We start from the raw sequence: 13,650 nt of genomic DNA, 5'->3' as shown, positions 1-13,650 counted from the left end.
CGAACACCGAACGGTTGAGCGGATCGATCGAACTATCGGGTCACCAGTACGGCAAAGCGGAAAATCGAGTAGTCCGAATCTATCGAGACACCCCCCGTCACGAAATTCACGACATCAACGTCTCCACCTGCCTGCGTGGAGATTTCGCCGACGCGTACCTCACCGGTGATCAATCGAAGGTTCTGCCGACCGACACGCAGAAACAAACGGCCTACTCCTACGCCAAGGAAAAGGGTCTGATCTCGATCGAGACGTACGGACTCGAACTCGCCCGTCATTTCGTCGACGACATCGAACCGGTCAGTGGCGCGCGGATCGAGATCGAGGAATACGCCTGGGAGCGTGCGATTGTCGACGGCAGCGAGCACGACTACACCTGGATTCGGAAGGGTCAGGAAGTTCGGACGGCGTCGATCACCATCGCCGATACCGGGACATGGGTGATCGGCGGTCTGAAGGACCTCGTGATCCTCAAATCGACCGGTAGTGAGTTCTCGGGTTTTCTCGAAGATCCGTACACCGTTCTCGAGCCGACCGACGACCGCGTCATGGCGACGACGTTGGTCGCCCAGTGGCGATTCGTCACCACCGACGTCGACTGGGAATCGGTCTACGCGGGAATCAAGGCACAGATCGTCAAGCAGTTCGCACAGGTACATTCACTTGCCCTGCAGCAGACGCTCTTCCACATCGGCAAGGCAATCCTCGAGGAATTCCCGATCATCGCGGAGGTTCGACTGTCCGCACCCAACAAGCATCATTTCGAATATGCACTCGGCCGCTTCGGAGTGGAGAACGACAACGAGGTGTTCCACGCTGCGGATCGTCCGTACGGCCTGATCCAAGCTGCGGTCAGCCGATCCGACGCACCAGACGCGGGACCGTCGTGGACCACCTACGCCGGTTGGTTGTCGTGACCGAATCAGCTCTCGGGGCAACACTCGTCGTGGCGGGCGCTCATGTGGTCACGATGGACGGCGACCGCTCCGAGTACTCCGACGGCTATGTGGTGATCTCGGGCAACAAGATCGTCGACGTCGGCGCCGGAACGCCACCCGAATACCCGGGTGCGCAAGTGATCGACGGGAGTGGTTGCCTGATCACGCCGGGTCTGGTCAACACACATCATCATCTCTACCAATGGATCACCCGAGGCCTGGCCGCGGACTCGATGCTTTTCGAGTGGCTGACCACCCTGTACCCCGTCTGGGCAGGTATCGACGCCGACGCCGTCCACGTGGCGGCCACCGGCGGCCTCACGTGGTTGGCGAAAACCGGATGTACGACCACCACCGACCACCACTACGTCGTTCCCCGCGACGCCGGCGACGTTTTCGAGGCCGAGATCACCGCTGCTGCGCAGGTCGGCCTTCGATTCCACCCGTGTCGTGGGTCGATGGATCTCGGCCAGAGTTCCGGCGGCCTGCCACCGGATCACGTCGTGGAAAAACTCGATGACATCCTGACCGGCACGCAGTCGGTGATCGACCGTTGGCACGACCCGAATCCCGGATCGATGCTGCAGATCGCGGTAGCTCCCTGCTCACCCTTCTCGGTGACGGAGGCATTGCTCCGCGAGTCCGCGACGCTGGCCCGCGAAAACGGCGTGCGTATGCACACGCATCTGGCCGAGACACTGGACGAGGAGAGATTCTGCCGCGAGCATTTCGGTTGCACGCCGGTCGAATACATGGAACGAGTCGGCTGGGTGGGCCCGGACGTCTGGTACGCCCACGCAGTCCATCTCGACGACGCCGGTATCGAGACGATGGCGCGAACCGGAACTGCGGCGGCGCACTGCCCGACCTCCAACGCGCGCCTGGGAGCCGGTATCGCCCGTGCCGCCGATTTGGTGAACGGCGGGGTCACCGTGGGGCTCGGCGTAGACGGCGCGGCGAGCAATGAAGCTTGCAGCCTGATCGAGGAGTCTCGTCATGCACTTCTGTTTGCTCGCGCGAAGGGCGGACCGCAGACGATGACGGTACGAAAAGCCTTGGAATTGGGAACGATCGGCGGCGCACGAGTTCTGGGCCGCGAGGGCGAAATCGGATCGATCGAGGTCGGAAAACTTGCCGACCTGGCGGTGTGGAAACTCGACACCGTCGCGCATGCCGGCATCACCGATCCGGTGGCGGCGCTCGTACTCGGCTCGACTCCCCCGCTGAAGTTACTGCTCGTCAACGGACGAATCGTAGTTGCCGACGGACGAGTCACCACCGTCGACGAGGACGTCGTGGCCTCGGATGTCGCACGCGCACACCGCGATCTACTCGGAAAGGCTTGAGGTCGCGATGGACCTGCACAGCGTCGACGAAGTTCTGGTGCCGCGGACCCGCGCCGAACTCCCCTGTGCCTCACCCGGCATCGGGTTCATCGGTGGCGGCACCTGGCTGTACTCGGAACCGCAGCCGCACCTGACCACCCTTGTCGACCTTGCGGGCTTCGACTGGGAAGCTGTGGCGGTCGGCGATCTCGGTCTCGAGATCGCGGCCACCTGCACCATCGAGGAACTGTGCCGCGCCGAACTTCCCGCATCCTGGCGCGCCGCAGCGCTGTTCCAACACTGCGCTGACGCACTACTCGCATCGTGGAAGGTGTTGCGATACGCGACAGTCGGCGGCAACATCGCGCTCTCCTTCCCGGCCGGAGCGATGACGACTCTGTGTACCGCTCTCGATGCCGAACTGACGATCTGGCGTCCGGACGGTACCGAATACTCCTTCCCCGTAGTCGATTTCGTTATCGACGATTCTCGAAACGTACTCAGGTCCGGCGATATCATCCGCAGTATCCGGATTCCCGTGCATGCATTGACTGCACGTACCGCGATGCGAAAGCTGGCTCAGACGTCACTCGGGCGATCGGCCGTAGCCGTGGCCGGACGCTGCGGCGCCGACGGTTTCACGCTGGCGATCACCGCCGCGACCCGCCGTCCGTACGCTCTCAAATTCGACGAACTCCCCGACGCCACAGCACTTGCGGATGCGTTGCGCAGCAGGATTCCGGAAGACGCCTACTTCACCGATGTCCATGGAACTGCGCCGTGGCGGAAGGCGATGACCGAGCTTCTTGCCGAAGAAATCCGAGGTGAACTGGAATGAAGTACTCGGTGGACGGAGTTCCGCGCGACGACCAGCCCCGCCCAGGACAGTGCCTGCGAACCTTCCTCCGCGAGCACGGAGCGAACTCCGTCAAGAAGGGGTGCGATGCCGGAGACTGCGGCGCCTGCTCGGTGCTGGTCGACGGACACCCCACCCATTCGTGCATATTTCCCGCCCATCGCATCGACGGCCGCGACGTCGTCACCGCCTCCGGTCTCGGAACACCGGAGAAACTTCACCCCATTCAACAGGCATTCGTGGACGCGGGCGGATTCCAATGTGGTTTCTGTACAGCGGGAATGGTAGTCACCGCATCAGCGTTGTCGGTCGAGCAAAAATCCGATCTCGCGTGCTCGATGAAAGGTAACCTGTGCCGCTGCACCGGTTATCGGTCCATTCGTGACGCTCTCGCCGGTACATCCAATACGGAGACTGCCAAAATAGGCGGGGCACAAGGGCGTTCGATCGCAGCACCGGCGTCCGCGCGCATCGTCGCGGGAACCGAGCAGTACACCATGGACTTCTCCCCGGGTGAGAAGCCGGTCGACCTGCTTCACGTCGCAGTACTCGGCAGTCCGCACGCACACGCACACATAACGCGGATAGACACGGCAGCAGCCGAAGCGGCGCCGGGCGTCGCCGCGGTCCTCACTTTTCATGACAGTCCGGACGTGCTGTTCTCGACCGCCCGGCACGAGGACCGCAACGACGATCCGGACGACACGCGCGTGTTCGACAGCACCCTCCGTTTCCGCGGCCAGCGCGTAGCCGCGGTCATCGCCGAAACCCCGACGCAGGCGGAACGTGCACTCTCGCTGATCGAAGTCGACTACGAGGTACGCGACGCGGTATTCGAACCAGATCTGGCGCGTTCCCCCGGCGCTCCACTCCTGCACGGCGACAAGGACGAGAGCTCGCGGATCGCCGAGGCCCCCCGCAACGTGGTTGCCGCGCTTCACGATGGCGTCGGCGATCTGGACCGTGCGCTCGCGGATGCGACTGCAGTCGTCGAAGGTAAGTGGAAAACTGCGCGAGTCCAGCACGTGGCCTTGGAAACTCACGGCGCAGTGGGGTGGCTCGACGAGGAGGGCCGTCTCGTCATCAGAAGCAGCACACAGGTGCCGTTTCTGGTTCGGGACGAATTGGCCCACATCTTCGATCTCGATCGCAGCCGAATCCGGGTGTTCGCAAAACGGGTAGGCGGGGGTTTCGGCGGGAAGCAGGAACTACTCACCGAGGATCTGGTCGCACTGGCCGTCTTGAAGACCGGCAAGCCCGTAGCCTACGAGTTCAGCCGAAGCGATCAGTTCACCATCGCACCGTCACGGCATCCGATGCGAGTATCGGTGCGTGCGGGCGCCGACGCCGACGGAACTCTCACTGCGCTCGCTATCGACGTCCTTTCCGACGCGGGGGCGTACGGGAACCATTCGATCGGAGTCATGTTCCATGGGTGCGCCGAATCCATGGCGGTCTATCGCGCTGCGACCAAACGCGTAGACGCCGAAGCGGTCTACACGAACAACGTTCCCTCCGGGGCCTTTCGTGGTTACGGGCTCGGCCAGATCATCTTCGCCGTCGAGTCGGCCATGGATCAGCTCGCGGATCGTCTCGGCATGGACCCCTTCGAGTTTCGGCGGCGCAACGTCGTCGTTCCCGGAGACGATTTTGTCGACTGGCACGTCGAAGACGGTGATCTCGAATTCGGCAGCTACGGACTGGACCAGTGCATCGACCTCGTCGACAGTGCACTGTCGAGCGGGCGCGGAGAGGCTGCACCGGCTGGGTCGCGTTGGCAGATCGGTCGGGGCATGGCAATTGCCATGATCGCGACGATCCCGCCGCGTGGTCACTTCTCCGACACCACCGTCGCACTCGAGGCCGACGGTCGGTACGTCGTGAACATCGGCACCGCTGAGTTCGGCAACGGAACCACTACGATTCACCAACAGATCGCGGCCACCGAATTGCGGACGACAGTCGATCGCATCACGATTGTTCAATCCGACACCGATGCCGGCGGATACGACACCGGAGCGTTCGGGTCGACGGGAACGGTGGTCGCCGGAAAGGCGCTCCTGATCGCCTGCGAGCGCCTTCGCGAGCGGATACTGACCCGTGCGGTGCGATCGAGCGGTCGCGGCGCGCAGATCGACGACCTTTCGCCGGACGGTGTCGAAACGTCCCACGGTTGCCTCGATTTCGCGACGCTACTCGAAGGTGGCCCGCTCGCCGCTGACGGTCGCCACGACGGGACACCGCGCTCGGTCTCGTTCAACGTTCACGGTTTTCGCGTTGCCGTCGACACGAACACCGGCCGGGTGAAGATCCTGCAGTCGGTTCAGGCCGCCGATGCCGGCACCGTCATGAACCCGGCACAACTGCGCGGGCAGGTGGAAGGCGGTGTGGGACAAGCGCTCGGCGCTGCGCTGTCGGAGGAGATCGTCATCGAAGAAGGTCGGGTGATCAATCCGCAGTTGCGCAATTATCACGTTCCCCAGATCGGGGATCTGCCGATCACCGAAGTACTGTTTGCCGACACGTACGACAAGCTCGGGCCTTTCGGCGCGAAATCGATGAGTGAGGCCCCCTTCAATCCTGTAGCACCGGCGTTGGCAAACGCGATTGCCAACGCGTGTGGAGTGCGTATGTACTCCACACCGATGACACCGGATCGAGTGTGGGAACAGCTACAGAGGCCCTAGGTCTCGCGTGCGAGCACGCGCTCGACCGCGTCGACCGCGTCGTCCAGCTCACTGGTGGTCACCGTCAGCGCGGGCCGGAATCTGATTCCCCTCTTCCCGGTAGGCAGTATCATCACGTGCTCGTCTTCACGCAGTCGCTGTACGACGCGATCGCGAAGGTCACTGTCTTCCAGAGTGATCGCGCACATGAGGCCACGACCGCGCGGCTCGGTTGCCGCCGCGTGCCGCCCGCAGACTTCGGTCAACCGGGCAAGGAGATGCGCACCCGTGAATCGCACGCGGTCGATCAGTCGGTCCTGCTCGACGACTTCGAGTATCCGCCGGGCACGAACCATGTCGGTGAGGTTGCCACCCCACGTCGAATTGATCCGAGAACTGACGTGAAACACGTTGTCATGCACTTCATCCACGCGCCCGCCGGCCATGATTCCGCACACCTGCGTTTTCTTGCCGAACGCCACCACATCCGGACTCAGACCCAATTGTTGGTAGGCCCAGGCAGTTCCGGTGATTCCGCAACCGGTCTGTACTTCGTCGAGAATGAAGAGGGCGTCGTTTTCGTGGCACAACTCCTGCATCGCCTGCAGAAATTCCGGCCTGAGGTGATGGTCGCCGCCCTCGCCCTGGATCGGCTCGGCGATGAAACAGGCAATGTCGTCGGGGTTGTCGGCGAAAGCTCGGCGCGCTTGATCGAGAGCTTGCCTCTCCGCAGCTTCGACATCGCGGCCGTCTGCCAGGTACGGCGAGTCGATACGTGGCCAGTCGAACTTGGGGAATCGCGCGACCTTGCCCGGTTCGGTGTTGGTGAGCGACATCGTGTAGCCACTGCGGCCGTGAAAAGCCTCGGTCAGGTGCAGGACCTTTGTCCCCAGATCTGCTGACAACCCACGGCTTTCGTTCCACCGACTCTTCCAGTCGAAGGCAACCTTGAGTGCATTTTCCACCGCCAGGGCTCCGCCGTCGACGAAGAACAAGTGTGGGAGTGCCGAATCCCCCAGTACCCGAGCGAAAGCCGCAACGAAGCGCGCCATGGGTTCGGTGTAGATGTCGGAGTTACTCGGCTTGTTGGAGGCCACGACAGCCAACTCCTGTTGAAACTCCTCGTCGCCTGTGATCGCAGGGTGATTCATACCCAGGGCCGAAGAGCCGAAGAAACCGAACATGTCCAGATACTCGGTTCCGTCTCGCAGGTCACGGAGATAGGAACCCCGCGACCCTTCGACGTCGAGAATCAGATCGAATCCGTCGACGAGGATGCTGGCCTTCAACACGTCGTAGACCGGAAAGAGCGCACTGTCACCGAAGTCTCGCATCGCAGTACTCATACGCGAAGGCTATGTCAATTTTCCGGGAGTGTCGATAGAGGACCGTAAAAGTTATTGAACAAGCGTCATTCGTCGTAAAAAGTTTGTAGGATGATGGTGCTTCGTGTGTTGACGTTGGCTGCCGTACGGATCTCCTGCAGCAATCGCTCCAACGCCCGAGGTGACGCCACCCGGACCAGGAGGACGTAGCTTTCGCTCCCGGCTACCGAGTGACACGAGACGACCGCCGGCAGATGACGCAAGCGGGCAGGCGCATCGTCGGGCTGCGAGGGATCGAGAGGAGTGATGGCGACAAATGCGGACAGATTGTGACCGAGTGCCTCCGGATCGATCTTCGCGGAGTACCCACGGATCACCTTGCGAGATTCCAAACGACGCACTCGCGACTGGACTGCGGAGATCGAGAGTCCAGCCTTTTCAGCAAGACTCGCGAGAGTGGCACGGCCGTCCAAGACCAATTCACGCATCAAGAGTCGATCGGTTTCGTCGACCGGAACACCGGCAACGTCACTGGTTTCTGTTTCTCGCACCTGCGCAGGCTAACGCAATCGGACATTCGTATGGTTGAAACCTGGGAGCTACGTGCACGGTTCGCAGCGGCCCTCGCCAAGATGTATGGCGACGAGGTCCCCGCTTACAACACCTTGGTAGATGTAACGATGCAGGTGAACCGTGATTTTGCCGCCGAACATCCGGATTCTGCGGAGCGCCTGGGCAGCCTGGCGAGAGTCAGCGCCGAGCGTCACGGCGCCATCAGACTGGGGACTCTCGACGAACTACGTGACGTAGCCACCGTCTTCGGCGGATTCGGTATGTTTCCGGTCGGCTATTACGACCTCCGGCTCACCGACTCCCCCATTCCCGTTGTCTCGACGGCATTTCGCCCCACCGATCCCGCCGAACTCGCCCGGAACCCGTTCCGCGTTTTCACCTCGGTGCTGACCAGTTCCGATTCCAGGTTCTTCGACACCGACCTCGAGCGTCGGATCACCGGGTTTCTGCGTCGCCGGACCCTGTTCTCTCCCGAACTTCTGCAGTGGGCACGTCAATCGAGTCGCGAGGGCGGCCTGACGGAGCCCGAGGCGACACAGTTCGTCGATGCAGCGACCTCGGCGTTTCGGCTCGGCACCGATCCCATCGACGCGGGCTGGTACCGCGAACTCGCCGCAATCTCGCCTGTCGCTGCAGACATTGCGGGGCAGGGCTCGACCCACGTCAATCACCTCACCCCGCGAGTGCTCGACATCGACGAGTTGTACCGCCGCATGACCGAGCGCGGTATCACCATGATCGACCGCATCCAAGGCCCGCCGAGATGGAGCGGACCACCACTACTTCTGCGGCAGACGTCGTTTCGTGCATTGGCCGAAGACAGACTCTTCCGTCAGCACGACGGATCGGTCACCACTGAGCCCGTCCGCGTCAGATTCGGCGAGGTGGAGGCACGCGGAATCGCGTTGACCCGCAGCGGGCGAGTGATCTACGACCGACTGATCGCCACGCCCGAGGACGCCGATTGGGACAGCGAATTTCCGCACTCCGAAAGCGAACTCGATGCCGCGGGGTTGGCGTACTTCACGTACCGAAACGAAGGAACTGTTGTCGTCCGCGACCCGATCGTCTACGAGGACTTCCTACCTGCCTCCGCGGCCGGGATCTTCGCATCCAATCTCGATTCCGTGACCGGATTCGTTTCCGATGCGCCCGGCGCCGAATACGGGCAGGATCGATTGGAGGGCGCCATCGACCGCACCATCGAAGATCCGTTCGAGCTGTACCGCGCACAACAAGAGGCGTCACGTGCCGTGCTGCCTCCCGCCCACAACAACAGAGGACTCCCCAGTGAACCTGCCTGATTCTTCGAGCCTCGCCGATCGCGCCGAAAGCGCCCTTGCCGCGTGCGGTGTCGAGTGGCCCGCCGGCGACCTGAGCGCACGAACCCCCATCACCGGTACGCAACTGCGTACCGTTCGGCAGCACTCCGGTAGAGAAGTCGACGACGCCGTCGACGCGGCGCATCGCGCGTTCCTCACCTGGCGCACCGTCCCCGCTCCGGCGCGCGGCGCGGTCGTACGCCGGCTGGGCAGCCTACTGACCGAGCACAAGGATGACCTCGCGGAAATCGTGACGTTGGAGGCCGGGAAGGTCACCTCGGAGGCTCTCGGCGAGGTACAGGAGATGATCGACATCTGCGAGTTCGCCGTCGGTCTCTCCCGGCAGCTCTACGGACGCACCATGCCGTCCGAGCGTCCCGGACACCGGTTGACGGAAACGTGGCACCCTCTCGGCGTTGTCGGAGTCATCTCCGCGTTCAACTTTCCCGTCGCGGTGTGGTCGTGGAATACCGCCATTGCTCTCGTGTGCGGCGACGCCGTCGTCTGGAAGCCTTCGGAAACCACTCCGTTGACCGCGCTGGCATGTGACGCGCTCCTGCGACGTGCGCTCGCGGATTGTCAAGCACCGATCGACGTTCACCAGTTGGTCGTCGGCGGACGTGACGTCGGTGAGGCTCTCGTGGACAACCCACTCGTGGCCTTGGTCAGCGCCACCGGTTCCGTGAGGATGGGCCGCGCCGTGGCTCCGCGGGTCGCCGAGCGCTTCGGACGAAGTCTCCTGGAGCTGGGTGGAAACAACGCCGCAGTCGTCACGCCGTCGGCGGATCTCGAGCTTGCCGTGCGCGGAATTGTCTTCTCCGCCGCTGGAACTGCCGGGCAGCGCTGCACCTCACTGCGCCGGCTCATCGTTCACGAGTCGATCGCCGACAACGTCGTCGACCGCGTTGCGTCCGCGTACGCGCAACTCCAGGTCGGTAGTCCCTTCGATTCCGGTGTTCTGGTCGGGCCGCTGATCAACGAAGCCGCGTTCGAGACGATGCAGAAATCGCTCTCGGCCGCACGCGCGGATGGCGGAACTGTGGTGTGTGGCGGGGACCGCGTCGGCGATTCCGGGTTCTACGTGACGCCCGCTCTCGTTCGTATGCCAGCACAGACCGAGGTGGTACGAGCGGAGACTTTTGCACCCATCCTCTATGTCTTGACCTACACCGATTTCGACGACGCCATTGCGCTGCACAACGGCGTACCTCAAGGACTTTCGTCCTCGATCTTTACACTCGACCAGCGAGAAGCAGAGCGCTTCCTCGCCGCCGACGGCTCCGATTGCGGCATCGCGAACGTGAACATCGGAACGTCCGGTGCGGAGATCGGCGGCGCATTCGGCGGGGAGAAGGAGACTGGCGGCGGACGCGAGTCGGGTTCGGATTCGTGGAAGGCATACATGCGCCGAGCCACCAATACCGTCAATTACTCGGACCAGCTTCCGCTGGCTCAAGGGGTCGAGTTCGGCTGAACACCTGCCGGGCGAAATCGGTGATCGCGTCGATCAACTCCGGGAGCGCCGACAACTGCGGTGCATGGTCGGTGCCCAGGCTGACCACCTGGGCACCGGGGACAAGTCTCTGCATGGCGCGTTGAGCCTCGATCGGCACGGTTCGATCCAGCGTGCATTCGACATACAACCTCGGCACGGTTCCGAATCGCTCTTCCGTCCAGACAGGTGCCATCAGGCGGGCTGACTCCAGTTGTGGAACGAGCATGCGCGCGGCGAAGATCGCATCAGCCTCCGGCGCTTCGTGGAAGAACACAGCGGCACCGGCTTCGGGCGGTACCACCGTCGCATCCCCGTCGGCGGTGGGGACCAACCAACGTGAGATCCCGACCGGACTTTCCAGACCGAGTTCGACGCAGAGCATCCCGAAGTCCGTCTGCGATGGAAGCATCATCCCTGCGACGTACACAAGACCCGTTACCCGCGAAGGCAGCAACTCAGCCACCTGTGAGGCCACGATGCCACCGCCGGAGTGACCGACGAGGGCGCACTGCCCGTCCAAGGACTCGACAACTGCCACAACATGTTCGGCAACGACATCGAGATCGATCACGTCGTCTGAGTTCCAACTTCCCGAGCCGGGAAGCTCCACCACAACAGGATTGAAGCCGGCCGATTTCAGTGGGCCACACACACGATCCCAGACCCAACCGCCGGCCCATGCTCCGTGGATCAGGACGATGTTCCGTGCACTCACTGCTTGACCTCGAGCTCTGCAGCCGAAAGTACCCGAGCCGCCTCACGACCTGCGGCGGCGTTGGACTTCCCCTGCCTCGACCCGGCCAATTTGGCCTTGATGTGATCGCGAACGGTAATGGGTTCGTACTCCAAGCCGGAGTCGTCCTGAAAACTCGGCAAGGTCGCAATCACCGCGTCGACGTTTCCGTCATGGAAGAAGGCCGCCGATCGCCGGCGCTTGATGGTGCCGTTCACCACCGGAGGCGCAACTCGGTGCAGCGTGGACATCCACCTGTCGTTGGTCAGTCGCGCGGTGAGATCCCCGAGGTTGACCAGTAGCGCGCCGTCGTGCGGCCAGACATCGTGCCAGCGTCGGTCGCTCCCGAGTACTTGCAAACCTTCGACCTGATCCGCCCACAGCACGGTGACCAGCCCGAAATCGGTATGTTCGCCCATCCCCTTCAACTCACCGTCCAACGTCACCGTCCCTTCGGGTAACGCGTAGTTGTTCATCCGCAGTACGTCGATGGAGTGGTCGGTGATCGACTCGAAGAATCCTGGGGTCAGCCCGAGCGCGTCTTCGAAAATGGTGGTCAGTGTGCGTGCCACCCGCTCGCCATGGGCGTAGTAATTCTCCACCCGCTCCGTGAAACCAGACACTGCGGGCCACAGGTTGATTCCGTAATCGTCCTCCGACAGTTCGAGTTCGGTGAATGATCGGGCTTCGGTTCCGACGTTGAAGGCCTCGAAAAAGTCGTTCATTCTGGTCGCGGATTCGACGCCGAGGCTCAGGCTCAGCGACTCGCTCTTGGGCGGGCTGTACCCACGATTCGCGCCCTCGATTCGGTAGCCCGACTTCGTCTCCATCGGCAGCCCGAAGAAGTCGTCCATCGCTTCGGCGAGGCCGGAAGAAACAGCGGCCGGAACACCGTGGCCCCGAATCTGCATGAAACCTACAGTCCGACAAGCATGGTCGACTTCGGCAGCCACTCGCGCCTTGTCCTGGTCGGCACCACCGAGCACGTAAGGCGAGATGTCGACGACGGGCACTTCGAAGGGATCAGACTGGGACTGTGACACTGGCGTCTCCTGCAGAGCTGGTGGCGGGTTCAGATTTTGCAGTGGCATGGAGGCTCTCTCGCGATCGCCTCGCGAGTTCACCGAGTCGGGTGTGATTGAACAGCAGATTGAGCGAAAAGGCCGAGGCCGCAGCCAAGGTGATGCCGCTACCGAGGAGGATCTGAGCCGAGGAGGGGAATCGCTCGAACATCCCCTCCGCAAATTCCGGAAGAATACCGATCCCCACCGATACAGCGGCGATCGTGGTGTTGATCGGGTCGCTGAGATCGACCTTGCGCAGCGTGTTGATTCCGACCACGGCGACAGTGGAGAACAAGATGATTCCGACACCGCCGACCACCGGATCAGGCAGGGCTGCAACCACTTCACCCATTCGCGGGATGAGGCCGAGGACGATCAGAATGGCACCGCTGGTAGCGGTCACGTACCGGCTGTACACCCGGGTCGTGGCAACGGCGCCGACATTCTGCGAGAAAACGGTGTCGACAAAGGCATTGAAGATTCCGCCCAGAACTCCCGACATCCCGTCGGCCACCAGCCCTCGTGCGAGATCTGCTTTCTTCAAAGGCTTTCCGGTGATCTCGCTGACCGCCAGCATGCTCGCCGTCGACTCTGCGAAGACGACTGCCATGACGATACTCATCGCCACCACGGCGGTGACGGGAAACTCCGGAGCGCCGAAGTGGAACGGCATCGGGAAGCCCACCCAGGCCGAGCCGCCGACGCCACTCAGATCGATCAGGCCCATCGGGATGGCGATCACGGTGCCGATCACAAGCGCCATCAGTACACCGAGCTGCGTCCACATCCCGCGGCCGAGGCAGATGAAGGCCACCGCGACCACAACGACTGCGGCAGCCAGCGCCAGATTCTTCGGGTCGGCGAACGACGGGGAGGTGGGGTCGTTTCCGACGATCAGTCCTCCTGCGACACCGATCAACGAGATGCCGATCACTGTGAGGACGACGCCGGTAACCAGGGGTGGGAAGTATCGGACGATCTTGGCGAACGGCACGGCCAAGGCAATGCCGACTACGCCACCGACCAGCATGGACCCGTACACCGCCTGCAGGCCGTACTCCTTGGCGATCAGAATCATCGGCGTCAGCCCGGCGAAGGTCGCCCCGCAGACGATCGGCAGCCGGACACCGGCGACCTTCCCGACGCCCAGGCTCTGAATGATCGTGATGATGCCTGCAACGAGCAAGTCCGCGCTGATCAGCATCGCGACTGTGCTGCGGTCCAGCCCTACGGCGGCACCGAAAACCAGCGGAACCGTGATGCAGCCGGTGTACATGATGAGGACGTGCTGAAGAGCAAAAGCAGACTGGCGGGCAAATGGGAGCCGCTGGTCGACAGGATGGATGGCCATGC

Annotated in this window: 11 protein-coding genes; 6 read left to right on the top strand and 5 right to left on the bottom strand. The window is 62.7% G+C overall.

Features of this window, described 5'->3' with window-relative positions:
- Positions 1 to 14: 14 nt before the first annotated feature.
- Genes pucL through M1L53_RS17425 form a run of 4 tightly spaced genes read left to right on the top strand, consistent with a single transcriptional unit; the run spans position 15 to position 5,806 of the window.
- Entirely contained in the window at positions 15 to 917 is a 903-nt protein-coding gene (pucL, locus tag M1L53_RS17440; RefSeq protein ID WP_030535035.1) for a factor-independent urate hydroxylase, read from the top strand.
- Positions 918 to 970: 53 nt separating this feature from the next.
- Entirely contained in the window at positions 971 to 2,284 is a 1,314-nt protein-coding gene (locus tag M1L53_RS17435) for an 8-oxoguanine deaminase (protein WP_232319072.1), read from the top strand.
- A gap of 7 nt (positions 2,285 to 2,291) precedes the next feature.
- Positions 2,292 to 3,101: an FAD binding domain-containing protein gene (locus M1L53_RS17430; protein WP_054188188.1), complete on the top strand. Its 810-nt coding sequence runs from the start codon at positions 2,292 to 2,294 to the stop codon at positions 3,099 to 3,101.
- Positions 3,098 to 5,806: a molybdopterin-dependent oxidoreductase gene (locus M1L53_RS17425; protein ID WP_054188167.1), complete on the top strand. Its 2,709-nt coding sequence runs from the start codon at positions 3,098 to 3,100 to the stop codon at positions 5,804 to 5,806. Before M1L53_RS17430 ends, M1L53_RS17425 begins: the two co-directional genes overlap by 4 nt.
- Here M1L53_RS17425 and lat read toward each other — a convergent pair.
- Both lat and M1L53_RS17415 read right to left on the bottom strand, forming a co-directional pair.
- Positions 5,803 to 7,131, bottom strand: coding sequence for an L-lysine 6-transaminase (gene lat / locus M1L53_RS17420; RefSeq protein WP_054188166.1), 1,329 nt, complete (start codon positions 7,129 to 7,131; stop codon positions 5,803 to 5,805). The genes M1L53_RS17425 and lat overlap by 4 nt on opposite strands.
- 65 nt (positions 7,132 to 7,196) lie before the next feature.
- Positions 7,197 to 7,661, bottom strand: a complete 465-nt coding sequence (locus M1L53_RS17415) for an Lrp/AsnC family transcriptional regulator (protein WP_003940830.1) — start codon at positions 7,659 to 7,661, stop codon at positions 7,197 to 7,199.
- A gap of 30 nt (positions 7,662 to 7,691) precedes the next feature.
- On the opposite strand from M1L53_RS17415, the gene M1L53_RS17410 reads away from it, so the two are divergent.
- Complete coding sequence (locus tag M1L53_RS17410) at positions 7,692 to 8,987, top strand: VOC family protein (protein WP_042922144.1); 1,296 nt, start codon at positions 7,692 to 7,694, stop codon at positions 8,985 to 8,987.
- Positions 8,974 to 10,479, top strand: a complete 1,506-nt coding sequence (locus tag M1L53_RS17405) for an aldehyde dehydrogenase family protein (RefSeq protein WP_042922141.1) — start codon at positions 8,974 to 8,976, stop codon at positions 10,477 to 10,479. The genes M1L53_RS17410 and M1L53_RS17405 overlap by 14 nt, the downstream gene beginning before the upstream one ends.
- On the opposite strand, the gene M1L53_RS17400 is transcribed toward M1L53_RS17405, so the two are convergent.
- The 3 genes from M1L53_RS17400 to M1L53_RS17390 are packed head-to-tail and all read right to left on the bottom strand — an operon-like array spanning position 10,430 to position 13,648.
- Complete coding sequence (locus M1L53_RS17400; RefSeq protein ID WP_042922140.1) at positions 10,430 to 11,215, bottom strand: alpha/beta fold hydrolase; 786 nt, start codon at positions 11,213 to 11,215, stop codon at positions 10,430 to 10,432. The genes M1L53_RS17405 and M1L53_RS17400 overlap by 50 nt on opposite strands.
- Positions 11,212 to 12,276 (bottom strand): isopenicillin N synthase family oxygenase, encoded by a 1,065-nt coding sequence (locus tag M1L53_RS17395; protein WP_042449601.1) that lies wholly within the window; start codon positions 12,274 to 12,276, stop codon positions 11,212 to 11,214. The genes M1L53_RS17400 and M1L53_RS17395 overlap by 4 nt, the downstream gene beginning before the upstream one ends.
- The gene (locus tag M1L53_RS17390; protein WP_007727244.1) at positions 12,257 to 13,648 is read right to left on the bottom strand and encodes a uracil-xanthine permease family protein; all 1,392 of its coding nucleotides are present in this window, start codon (positions 13,646 to 13,648) and stop codon (positions 12,257 to 12,259) included. The genes M1L53_RS17395 and M1L53_RS17390 overlap by 20 nt, the downstream gene beginning before the upstream one ends.
- Positions 13,649 to 13,650: the final 2 nt, after the last annotated feature.

The organism is Rhodococcus sp. T9N, from assembly GCF_024436645.1.
GTDB classification, from domain to species: Bacteria; Actinomycetota; Actinomycetes; order Mycobacteriales; family Mycobacteriaceae; genus Rhodococcus_F; species Rhodococcus_F qingshengii.
This window is presented reverse-complemented; position numbering and strand designations above follow the sequence as displayed.

Excerpts from the sequence above, each read along its gene's own strand:
- M1L53_RS17435 (WP_232319072.1), top strand. The coding sequence starts at position 971 with ATGGACGGCGACCGCTCCGAGTACTCCGACGGCTATGTGGTGATCTCG.
- M1L53_RS17430 (WP_054188188.1), top strand. The coding sequence starts at position 2,292 with ATGGACCTGCACAGCGTCGACGAAGTTCTGGTGCCGCGGACCCGCGCC.
- lat (WP_054188166.1), bottom strand. The coding sequence starts at position 7,131 with ATGAGTACTGCGATGCGAGACTTCGGTGACAGTGCGCTCTTTCCGGTC.
- M1L53_RS17425 (WP_054188167.1), top strand. The coding sequence starts at position 3,098 with ATGAAGTACTCGGTGGACGGAGTTCCGCGCGACGACCAGCCCCGCCCA.
- M1L53_RS17410 (WP_042922144.1), top strand. The coding sequence starts at position 7,692 with ATGGTTGAAACCTGGGAGCTACGTGCACGGTTCGCAGCGGCCCTCGCC.
- M1L53_RS17390 (WP_007727244.1), bottom strand. The coding sequence starts at position 13,648 with ATGGCCATCCATCCTGTCGACCAGCGGCTCCCATTTGCCCGCCAGTCT.